The organism is Ensifer sp. ENS02 (assembly GCF_014851885.1).
Classification (GTDB): domain Bacteria; phylum Pseudomonadota; class Alphaproteobacteria; order Rhizobiales; family Rhizobiaceae; genus Ensifer; species Ensifer adhaerens.
Window position 1 is genome coordinate 1 of record NZ_JACVAO010000040.1, and the last position, 10,329, is coordinate 10,329.

The following is a 10,329-nucleotide window of genomic DNA, read 5'->3' on the forward strand; positions in this document are numbered from 1 at the left end:
AAGCTCGGCGCTACAAACCTCACCCATGCGGTCGCGATCGCGAAGGATCGAGGGCTCCTGGAGCCGGAGTGACTTCCTCCGGGCAACTGTCCCCCGGACAGTCCGTGGGCACCTTGGGGATGTAGCCGGGATTTGCCAAAGAGACCTTTTCGCGACTTGGAGGTTTCAAGCCTATTGTTTCCCGGAACGCCATGCGGCTTCGTTCGCGCTAATCGACTAAACCTAAAACTACATTAAGTGTGATTGCCCGGCAGCCTTCCGTGCCGCGCTTATCAATTTGCCAGAGCACGCGCGCGATGGTTGTCGCCCCGCGGGACGCGTTCGTGCCGAACCTTCATATCGATATGCTGAAGATCAAGACGCGGAATTTTCACTGAGCCGACTGTTGAAGGAGCTCAAAACCGTGTCTGCGCGACGCCGCGCAGTCTCAGCGTAACTATTCTTATTTGTAGGTTCTCTTACCGGTGCGGAAATTGCTTCAATAAAATGTAGTTCGGAAAGGTACAATTGATGCCCCGATCGCAGAGGCGTCGGTACTGATCTCCGACGTAATGAGTTTCGGCGCGGGTCTCGAAACACCATAGCGATTGCGTTCGTATATGCTGGTTCGAGAAATCAGCATTTCCGCTAGTCGTTCGGGAATTTGTCCACCAAACACGATAGCATGCGGGTCGAAGATAGCACGGATAGCATTGACGAGGCGGTTGTATGAGGGTGTGATTTCATCCACCCAACCCGCCACACCCGGCCAATTCGGGTCGAAATTTTTCCGCATTGCTTCGATTGACGAGACGGCGACGCCGTTCTCTTTCAGTCGCTCGATCAGGAATTGCAATGCAGGACGGTGTTTTGTTTCCTCGTCATCGTACATCGACGAGAACGAGCCTGCGTTGCCGTAACCACCGGACAGAAGCTCACCATTGCTGATCAAACCGCCGCCAAAGCCGTAGTTGAAGCTTAGGTAAGCGAAGTGCTTGATATGCCGGCCTACTCCGAACATAGATTCGGCGATGGCCGCAGTGTTTGAGTTGTTATTGACCCATACCGGCTTTCCGAAGAAATGAGCGAGTACGGGGCCCAGTTCAATCAATGACCACTCGTGCAACGGTAGGGGAGCGTTGTATCGAGTCCCTCCAACATAGAATGCTGCAATCCCAAAGCCGATCCCAAAGAAATTCTCGTCTCGTAGATTGTTTGCGGTCTGGAGTGAGGCGATCTTCTCGCGCACCCCAGCCAGTGCGTCGTTCATTCCTTGTCCACGCAGGATAACATCACTTTCGGCAATAATCCTGCCGCTAAAATCGGTAAGGCAAATTCCGATAATGTCCGTGTTTACTGAGATTCCACAGGTGTAGGCATAGTCGCCCTTAAGCGTCAAAGAGGGGCTGGGCTGGCCACGACCAATTCCCGGCTTCGGGGGGCCGATCGCAACGATCCCTCTTTCGGCCAACTGATCTATAATCCGGTAAACCGATTGCTGGGACAGATCCACAAAGTCTGGAAGTTCCGATCGGGCGACGGCGGGATGGTCCCATAACACCTTTAGAACTTTACGTTCACTCGGATGGACCACGTCCTGGCCATCGCCGCGTAGGAAGCGCTGATGGATAAAATCTTCCGAACGATAGCTCACGGATGACATGCTAACCTACTTGGCATGAGTAATCGGATTTCAGTGACTTAGCCTCAATACGTTTTAAACGAAAGGAAAAGTTAGCACTGTCCCTTGCTTTCCGTCATAAATTTGTTACTCATCACGAGTAGTTATTGGCCGCGGTTCTCGATAGGGCTGCCACTAGGACAGGTTTCGATGCACTACAGAGATTTCATTGCAGACAACAATCGCCCATGCGCTGTCGCGGCGCACCGCGGGGCTTGGAGCGCAGCGCCCGAGAACAGCATTGCATCGATCGAGAATGCGATCGGTTTCGGCTGCGATATCGTTGAGCTGGATGTCCGCATGAGCGCAGACGGCGTGCTTTTCCTAATGCACGATGCGAATCTGAACCGCGTTGCAGGCATTGAACGCGACGTCAGCTCCATGACAATGGCAGAGCTCAAGCGCGTTCGATTGCGACAGCGTAATGGAGGTGACGGGCACGACCTCACTGATCATGCAATTCCAACGCTCGAAGAAGCACTCGAATGCCTTAAAGGCAGAATATTTGCCGACCTGGATTTGAAAGATCGCAGCCTTTTTCCTGAAGCCACGCGCTGCATTCAGGAGATGTCTGCCGTTCAATATGTGGATCTGAAAACCACAATCGCGAATGATGCGGATGTTGACTGGGTCAAAAGGCAGGCGCTCGGGAAAATTCCGTTTATGGCGCTTTGCGAATTCGAAGACGCGACATTCAACGATACGTTCCGGATGCTGAAGGATACGTCGGCGTTTATGTGCGAGATCCGCTTCGACGATCTCGCAACCGTTGCCTATCACAAGGATGATTTCGCAAACGCAGGGATCTCGTTGTGGCGAAACACGCTGGGCGCGAAATGGGCCCCATGGACCGATAAGGCGGCATCGGAAAACCCCGACCTGATCTGGGGTCGGCTTATCGAAGCAGGGATTAGCGTGATCCAGACTGATCAGCCGGAACTTCTCCATTCCTACACCAGAAAGCGAAAAGCTGCTGCCTGACGACTGACGCGTCACGGGAGCGGAAATAACACAATACAGCGCCACTGCGCTGCTCGGGAGGTCACAGTGAGTGTACTAAGCATCGCAGATGCGCGGATTCGGTTTGGATCCTACGATGCCCTCAAGGGCATTTCGGTTGCCGTTGAACAGGGGCAACTCGTAACGCTTCTCGGTCCGTCGGGTTGCGGCAAGACAACCCTGCTTCGCGCGATCGCGGGGTTCATTTCGCTCGATGGAGGCGCGATCTCCATTGACGGAGCGGATATGCGTGGCGTCCCTCCGGAACGGCGCAATACAGCGATGTGCTTCCAGTCCTACGCGTTGTTTCCGCACCTAACCGTATACGAGAACATCGCCTTCGGCCTCCGTCAGAAGGGGACGGCGAAGGAGGAACTTGAACAGCGTGTGCAATCTTCGGCCGCGCAGGTGTCGTTGCAGGCGCAACTTCAGAAGCTTCCAACCCAGCTTTCCGGCGGTCAACAACAGCGCGTTGCATTAGCGCGCGCGCTTGCTGTCCGACCGGGCGTCATTCTCTTTGATGAGCCACTCTCAAACCTCGATGCTCGCCTTCGCGACCAAGTCAGGTTCGAGATCCGTCAGCTCCAGAAAAACCACGGATTTACTGCGGTTTACGTGACGCACGACCAAGCAGAAGCATTGGCGATGTCCGATTTGGTGGTTGTCATGAATGCGGGTCAGATCGAGCAGGCGGGAACGCCGCACGACGTCTACTATCGGCCGATTAACCGGTTTGTTGCGGACTTCGTAGGCACCGCAAACATCATGCCGGTACAGGTGGTCGGTCGGGATGCGTTCGCAAACACCTACAGGCTCAAAAGCCCAATGGGCGAAGTCGAAGTTCTCTCTGATGAACAGCCGATCGCAGACCATGTCTACGCAATGTGGCGTCCTGAGGATGCCATTGTGCAGGATGGCCTAGACGGACAGTCAAATGTCTTCACGCTCAAGGTTAAAGCAAAGAGCTTTCTCGGCAACCTCACCGATGTGTCCGTGTCGGCAGCCGGTACCGATGATTTGTACCGGATTCAGATTCTTGGCCAGACAGAGATTGCTGAGGGCGAAATGAGGTCGTTTCGGATCGAGCCGTCGAAGATCCGTTTCCTGAAGGAGCGTGTTCAATGAACGGTAGAACGACGCTTCAAGCTTACCTTCTTCTCCTTCCGGGCTTGGGTCTCATCCTGTGCTTTACCGGTGTGGTCATCGGAATGGCTATATCACAGTCCTTTGGCTTCTTGAATTTCTCTGGAGAAAGCGGATTTTCAACTCGGTTTTGGCAATCTACGACGGCTGATCCCCAACTATGGCGGGCGTTTTGGTATTCCGCCCGTGTTTCCGTCACAAGCGCCGTCCTGGCTGTAGCGATGGCCTATCCGCTGGCACTCTGGCTTCGGAAACCGTTTCCCGGTTCAAGCTTCATCAGCGCGTTTTTGAAGGCTCCGCTTCTCGTGCACGGACTGGTTGCCGCCTTTCTGTTCATCAACTTCATCTCCTTCCAGGGCTTTTTCAATCTCGCGCTCGTCAAGCTCGGGATCATTGCCCGGCCGATGCGGCTTCAAAACGATAGCTACGGCGTTGGCGTTGTCTTCCTCCAAGTCTGGAAGCAGATGCCGTTCGCACTGCTGGTCTTGACGGGCGCTGTGCAGGCAATCGGCGACGATATTCTCAATGCGGCTCGTGATCTCGGCGCTGGCGCGGTGACGCGTTTTCGCAAGATCATTGTGCCCCTCACTCTGCGTTCACTACAGGCGGCACTCATACTCATCTTCATTGGAGCCGCGGGAGACTTCTCGTTCCAGGTCGTCGCTGGCCCGACGAGTGTAAACTCAATGGCCCAGTTCATGGTCGGTGCCCAAGAGGTCGGCGATGACGGGTGGAATATATCCGCTGTTGTAGCAGTGCTCCTTATGGCGCTGTCTCTCGGAGGTTCCGCATTCCTCGCAGCGGCTAGCCAATTTCTAGCTCGTATTGGAAGGGGCTAACCATGAATAACGTTCAAACGCTGGCTCACGCTTGGACGAGCCGAGTTCTGATTTCCGTGTTGGTTATAATCGGTGCATTTTGGCTTCTCATTCCTTTCGCACTAGCTGCGTTGTGGTCTTTGGTCGATGTCGATCATCCCTGGGCGTATCCGGCGATGTTTCCGCCGGTGCTCTCGTTTTCGCGTTGGTCCGAGGTTTGGAATACCACGGCATTGCCGCAAGCGCTGATCAATAGCTATACGCTCGCCCCATGCGTCGCCGTGCTCGCGGTCGTTCTTGCATTGCCGACAGCCTATGCATTTGGACGTCTCGATTTTCCCGGCAAGTCGGTCATGCAGATATTGACGCTGTTGCCGCTAGTCTTGCCCGGCTTTGTAGTAGCGATCTTTTTTTCGTCCCTCCTCATTAAGCTCGGAGTTTACTCGCGGTTCGCCGGGATCCTGATTGGCCACACGGTTATGTTTCTTCCGTTTGCGATCAGGATATTGAGCGTTTCATTTGCTTTGATTCGCCAAGACCTTATCGATGCAGCACGGGATATGGGGGCATCACCTGCGGCAGTGTTCCGAACCGCATTCCTGCCGATTCTTCGGCCAGGTCTGCTGGCTGCTTTCATCATCGTCTTTATTCAATCGATCGAGGAATTCGCGATTTCCTACGTGATCGGTGCGCCGGACTTTACCACCGTCCCAACAATCCTCTTCTCCTATCTCGGATACAACTTCATCAGACCAAATGCTGCCGTCGTATCCCTGATCCTCGTTGTTCCGAACGTCCTGTTGATGCTGCTCGTTGAACGCTTCCTCGGGAAAGCCAACCCCGCTGCGATAACCGGCAAGGGATGACGCCGATGCCTGCAAAAATGCCTATCCCACCAAAAATCGGAGGTAACATTCAATGTTGAAGAGATTGACTATCATGAGTCTGGCGGCGATCGCGATGGCGGTCCCCGTACATGCCCAGGAATTGAAATCGATGTCCTGGGACCAGATCGTTGCTCAGGCGAAGAAGGAAGGGGAGATCACCTGGTTTCACTGGTACTTCCAGGACCGTTTTCGCGAACAGGTGAAGGCATTCGAGGCCGAGACAGGGATCAAGGTCAAGATTCCGGACGGCAGCAATGATTCGAACTTCAACAAGATGCTCGCAGAAAAGGACAGGGCCGAAGGCGACATCGATGTGCTGTCTCTGACCGGCGCTGACGTAAAGAAACTGAACGTCGCTCAGTACCTCTTCGGACCAGTGCGCCAAATGCTGCCCGAAGGGGCAAAGCTCAACTTCACGATCGATGGTGGCGATAGCCAGGGGTATGCGCCGGCCTTCTGGGGCAACCAGATGTGCATAGCCTACAATCCCGATCGCATCGCTGAAGCGGATCTCCCTCGGACGCTTGAGCAATTTGCATCATTCCTGGAAAAGAACCCTGGCGAACTAGGCTTCAACGCTGCGTCGAGCGGAGGCGGCTCCGGTCCGGGCTTCATCGAAGGTGTAACGAGAAAGCTTGTTCCAGATGTCGATTATGCATCCGGCATAGCCGACGCCGCGACCCTCAAGAAACTTGGACCTGCGTGGGATTGGTTCAAATCGCACAAGGACCAGTTCGTCGTTACCGCTTCAAACGCGGACAGCGTCGCTCGTCTGACCTCTGGTGAATTCATGATGGTCGCGACTTTCGAAGATCTCCTCTCAGGTCTCCAGAAGAAGGGGGAAGTGCCCAAAACCTTCAAGGTCTACGTCCCTGATTTTGGTATGCCGAGTGGCGGTAACATGGTGTCGATACCGGCAAACGCCAAGCATAAAGCTGCTGCATTGGTCTTCGTGAACTGGCTTACCAGTGCAAAGACGCAGACCAAACTCAGCCGCGATTTCGGCTCAGCGCCTCAACATCCCGAAGCAGATACTAGCGAGTCCCTGGTGTCGGATGGTGATCGCGGCAAAGGGTTCACTCGTTCAACGAAGCCCCTTCGCGACGACATTTCAAAGCAGTTCTCTTTGAACGTGCTGCAACAGTAAGCCTCCCAAGGCAGGCGGGGAGCGCGCTAAGTGCTTCCTGCCATTACACGCGCGTTGAGTTTGCCTTCACGAATGCAGCGGGAATCTTTGAGATGCCTTCGATGATGGTAGTCCTTTCGATGTCGTCTATGGAGAATTCGAAGACGCATGGACGCGGGGCCAGCACAATGGCGAAGCCGTTGTAGATGCTTTGGTGACGATCAATCTTCAGCAGAAGGGGCACTATCCGTGGCACCACTACCGACAACCGGACTGCATCTGGGCCTTGGTCTTCTCTCAATCGGAAGAAATTGGGGCGTTGCCGATGTACCACCGCTCGACGATGAAGCAGCAGCGGTCTTTTTGGCAAACGCGTCTCAATGTGCCGTACGTATCTTCGATACCGCGCCGTCCTATGCCTCTAGTGAGAGACGTCTCGGCAAGCACCTCGCGACGCTGATTGAAGGCGATCGTCGAGGCCTGACGATCATGACCAAAATGGGTGAATACTGGAATCCTGGAGAGCGGGTGTCCGTGGTGGACCACAGCCTCGATCGCCTGAAGCGCGGCATTGATCGGAGCCTTGAGGTATTGGGGCATATCGACGTCATGCAGGTGCACAAGGCGTCGGTAGAGATCGTCGATCATCCTGATATCAAACAGGCAATCGACTACGCGCGGAAAAGAGGGATCGAGAGTTTTGGAGCAAGCGTCAGCTCGCCCGAAGCCGCTTTGAAAGCAGTCGGAACTGGTCTCTACGCTTCGATACAGTTCCCCTTCAACGCTCAGTCGCTCCAATTTGAACAATTAGCAGCAGAGCTGAGCGCAACTGGCATCACCCCCATAATTAATAGACCATTCGGAATGGGCCGCGCCGTCGACGGACATAGTGATCCCGCCGCTGCAGCCGTCGCGGCCTATCGCTTCATAGCCGATCGAGTTCCTTCGGGCGTGGTTCTGTCGGGAACGTCTAAATCAGGACATCTGCGGGAAAACCAAAAGGCATTCACTTTAGCCGTAAGCAGCTGAGCAAGAAGAAAGACCACAAATGACAGGCTTGAACCCCCGCCTGGAACTCGCCAATTTCATCGCGCTCGAAGCCGAGGTACTGGCGCGTAAATTTTTTGGCGAGCGGGACCATTTTTCTCTGGAAGAGAAAGACGCGAACGAATTTGTCTCAGATGCTGACCGCCAGGTCGAAAGACTCATGCGCGATCGCCTCGCGGCCGAATTGCGCGGCGACGCCGTAATGGGCGAGGAAATGGGCGGCGCGGCTGTCTTGGCCGCAACCGATGACGTCAACAAGGTTCTTGGGCGCCGTTTCTAGTCCAAGAAAACCAAGGGCACGGGATTGGATCCCCGACAACGTGAAAAACTACCCGAGCGATGGCCTATCCAATGACCTCCACGATCGTCATGATAAATCTGTTCGGTGCCGTAGCCTTGCTGCTGTTCGGCCTCGCGCAGGTGAAGGACGGTGTATCACGGGCCTTCGGCGCCAAGCTCAGAGCCGGGCTGGCGAGGGGCACCCGCAGCGGTCTTCGCTCCTTCATCTCGGGTTTCGTCGCCACCATCGCGCTGCAGAGCTCGACGGCCATGGCGCTGATGGTCGCTTCCTTCGTCGAGCGTGAGCTCGTCAAGCCGCGCATGGCGCAGATCGTGCTCCTCGGCGCCAATGTCGGCACCGCCGTTACCGCCTGGATCGTCGCGACGGGCATCGAGTGGCTGTCGCCGCTCGTCATCCTCGCCGGCATCGTGCTCTATCGCAGCGACTCGACCTCCCGCCAAGGTGGCGGCACCGCACTGATCGGCATCGGCCTGATGCTGCTGTCGCTGCATCTCCTCAGCAGCGCCACGGTGCCGATGCGCCAGTCGCCGGCGCTCGCAGCTTTCATTGGCCTTCTGGACAACGCCTGGCCGGTCGCGCTCGCCTTCTCCGCCGGCATCGCTTTTATTTCATCCTCCAGCCTCGCCGCCGTCGTGCTGATCCTGTCGCTCGCCTCGACCGGCATCTTCTCGGCCGGCCTAATCATCGTGCTGGTGCTCGGCGCCAACCTCGGCGGCGCCATTCCACCAGTCGTCGCCTCACTCTCCGGCCCGGCTTCGGCCAGACGTGCCACCCTCGGCAATCTGATTGTGCGCGCCATCGGATGCGCCATTGCCCTGCCGCTGGCCGGCTTCGGCGCCGATATGCTCGATACTCTTCCGCTGTCGCATGCCAAACTCCCCGTCGACGCGCATCTCGGCTTCAACCTCATCCTTGCGGCACTGGCTTGGCCCTTCTCCCGCCTCCTCGCCAAGCTGATGCTCCGGATCGTGCCGGGGGACGCCCAGACCGAAAACGCACCGAAATATCTCGACCTTCAGGAGCTTTCGACGCCGGTCGTGGCGCTCGCTAGCGCCACCCGCGAAACGCTCGGCGTCGGCGATCTGATCGAGCGCATGCTGCAGCGTGCCGCCGATGCCTTCGAGCGCAACAACATGTCGAAGCTGACGGAAATCGCATCGCTCGAGCAGCGCGTCGACAGCCTGCAGCAGGAAGTGAAGATCTATCTCTCCAAGCTCGGCCGCGGCGGTCTCAGCGTAGAGGATGGTCGCCGCTCAATCGTCATCATCGACTACGCGATCAACCTCGAGCATAGCGGCGACATCATCGAAAAAGGGCTGCTGCCACAGGTCGCCAAGAAGATCTCGCTCGGCCTGAAATTCTCGGACGACGGCTATGCCGAACTCAGCGAGCTCTTCCACCTGACGCTGGAGAACCTGCGAATCGCTCAGACCATCTTCGTCACCCGCGATTTCAATCTCGCCCGTCAGCTAATGGAGGTGAAGGTCGAGGTCCGGCGCATGGAGAAACAATCCTCCGAGCGCCATCTGGAGCGGCTGCGCGACGGCCGCGCCGACAGCCTGCAAACGAGCTCCCTGCACCTCGACATGCTGCGCGACCTGAAGCGCATTAACGCGCATATCGTCTCAGTCGCCCATCCCATCATGGACGAACACGGCCTCCTCATCGAAAGCAGACTTCGTGATGCCAGCTGAAAGCGCAAGGAGGTCCGCCCTCTCTGTCCTAACCCACGTGGTCCCGCAGCTTTTGAATGGCGATGTCATCAGGCAGTTCGCAGCGATCTGCGTCCGGAGAAAGCCGGATCCGGATGGCAGCGTGGAGATCCTGCTCATCACCAGTCGGGGCAGCCGACGCTGGATCATTCCCAAGGGCTGGGCGATGAAGAGCAAGAAGCCGCATCAGGTTGCAAAACAAGAGGCCTGGGAAGAGGCTGGGGTGAGGGGCCGCGCCTGGAAAAGGCCGTGTGGCTACTACACCTACGCAAAAGCCCTGGCCGACGGCGCTCTTATGCCCGCGCTCGTGCAGGTTCATCTGCTCGAAGTAGCGGAGCTTGCGTCGGAGTTTCCGGAAAAAGGCCAACGCCGACTGCAGTGGTTTGGACCACATGAGGCCGCGACTATGGTCGACGAGCCGGAACTCAAGAGATTGTTGGCTATGGTTCCAGTGATGATCGGAACGGCATGACGGCGGCATTCCGTGCGTGATGTCCAGCAGAGCAGAGAGGAATCGGAATGGACGGACAGCTTCAATCTCTGATCGACGCGCTCGATGTGGCCCGCGACGGACGCATGGTTCGCGCCGCCTTGAAGAGTTTCGCCACCGCCTGCGGCTACGAGCGTTTCGCCTAT

At 56.5% G+C, this 10,329-nt stretch carries 10 protein-coding genes; 9 read left to right on the forward strand and 1 reads right to left on the reverse strand.

Translation table 11 applies throughout. The annotated features are described in order from the left end of the window. Window positions 1–478: 478 nt before the first annotated feature. Complete coding sequence (locus IB262_RS35150) at window positions 479–1,642, reverse strand: ROK family transcriptional regulator (protein ID WP_192494548.1); 1,164 nt, start codon at window positions 1,640–1,642, stop codon at window positions 479–481. Between the two features lie 168 nt (window positions 1,643–1,810). Here IB262_RS35150 and IB262_RS35155 point away from each other — a divergent pair, with 168 nt between their 5' ends. From IB262_RS35155 to IB262_RS35195, 9 genes are all read left to right on the forward strand, one after another. Continuing rightward, entirely contained in the window at window positions 1,811–2,641 is an 831-nt protein-coding gene (locus IB262_RS35155) for a glycerophosphodiester phosphodiesterase family protein (protein WP_192494549.1), read from the forward strand. Between the two features lie 66 nt (window positions 2,642–2,707). Then, window positions 2,708–3,784, forward strand: coding sequence for an ABC transporter ATP-binding protein (locus IB262_RS35160; protein WP_192494550.1), 1,077 nt, complete (start codon window positions 2,708–2,710; stop codon window positions 3,782–3,784). Further along, window positions 3,781–4,641 (forward strand): ABC transporter permease subunit, encoded by an 861-nt coding sequence (locus IB262_RS35165; protein WP_192494551.1) that lies wholly within the window; start codon window positions 3,781–3,783, stop codon window positions 4,639–4,641. The genes IB262_RS35160 and IB262_RS35165 overlap by 4 nt, the downstream gene beginning before the upstream one ends. Before the next feature lie 2 nt (window positions 4,642–4,643). After that, complete coding sequence (locus tag IB262_RS35170) at window positions 4,644–5,486, forward strand: ABC transporter permease (protein WP_192494552.1); 843 nt, start codon at window positions 4,644–4,646, stop codon at window positions 5,484–5,486. A 52-nt stretch (window positions 5,487–5,538) separates the two neighbouring features. Beyond that, window positions 5,539–6,654 (forward strand): extracellular solute-binding protein, encoded by a 1,116-nt coding sequence (locus IB262_RS35175; RefSeq protein ID WP_192494553.1) that lies wholly within the window; start codon window positions 5,539–5,541, stop codon window positions 6,652–6,654. 228 nt (window positions 6,655–6,882) lie between these two features. Further along, the gene (locus IB262_RS35180) at window positions 6,883–7,662 is read left to right on the forward strand and encodes an aldo/keto reductase (protein WP_192494554.1); all 780 of its coding nucleotides are present in this window, start codon (window positions 6,883–6,885) and stop codon (window positions 7,660–7,662) included. Between the two features lie 19 nt (window positions 7,663–7,681). Next, window positions 7,682–7,960, forward strand: a complete 279-nt coding sequence (locus IB262_RS35185; protein WP_192494555.1) for an inositol monophosphatase family protein — start codon at window positions 7,682–7,684, stop codon at window positions 7,958–7,960. A 71-nt stretch (window positions 7,961–8,031) separates the two neighbouring features. Continuing rightward, window positions 8,032–9,675: a Na/Pi cotransporter family protein gene (locus tag IB262_RS35190; RefSeq protein WP_192494556.1), complete on the forward strand. Its 1,644-nt coding sequence runs from the start codon at window positions 8,032–8,034 to the stop codon at window positions 9,673–9,675. After that, window positions 9,665–10,165, forward strand: coding sequence for an NUDIX hydrolase (locus IB262_RS35195; protein ID WP_192494557.1), 501 nt, complete (start codon window positions 9,665–9,667; stop codon window positions 10,163–10,165). The genes IB262_RS35190 and IB262_RS35195 overlap by 11 nt, the downstream gene beginning before the upstream one ends. Window positions 10,166–10,329: the final 164 nt, after the last annotated feature.

Excerpts from the sequence above, each read along its gene's own strand:
- IB262_RS35150 (WP_192494548.1), bottom strand. The coding sequence starts at position 1,642 with ATGTCATCCGTGAGCTATCGTTCGGAAGATTTTATCCATCAGCGCTTC.
- IB262_RS35155 (WP_192494549.1), top strand. The coding sequence starts at position 1,811 with ATGCACTACAGAGATTTCATTGCAGACAACAATCGCCCATGCGCTGTC.
- IB262_RS35165 (WP_192494551.1), top strand. The coding sequence starts at position 3,781 with ATGAACGGTAGAACGACGCTTCAAGCTTACCTTCTTCTCCTTCCGGGC.
- IB262_RS35170 (WP_192494552.1), top strand. The coding sequence starts at position 4,644 with ATGAATAACGTTCAAACGCTGGCTCACGCTTGGACGAGCCGAGTTCTG.
- IB262_RS35175 (WP_192494553.1), top strand. The coding sequence starts at position 5,539 with ATGTTGAAGAGATTGACTATCATGAGTCTGGCGGCGATCGCGATGGCG.
- IB262_RS35185 (WP_192494555.1), top strand. The coding sequence starts at position 7,682 with ATGACAGGCTTGAACCCCCGCCTGGAACTCGCCAATTTCATCGCGCTC.
- IB262_RS35190 (WP_192494556.1), top strand. The coding sequence starts at position 8,032 with ATGACCTCCACGATCGTCATGATAAATCTGTTCGGTGCCGTAGCCTTG.
- IB262_RS35195 (WP_192494557.1), top strand. The coding sequence starts at position 9,665 with ATGCCAGCTGAAAGCGCAAGGAGGTCCGCCCTCTCTGTCCTAACCCAC.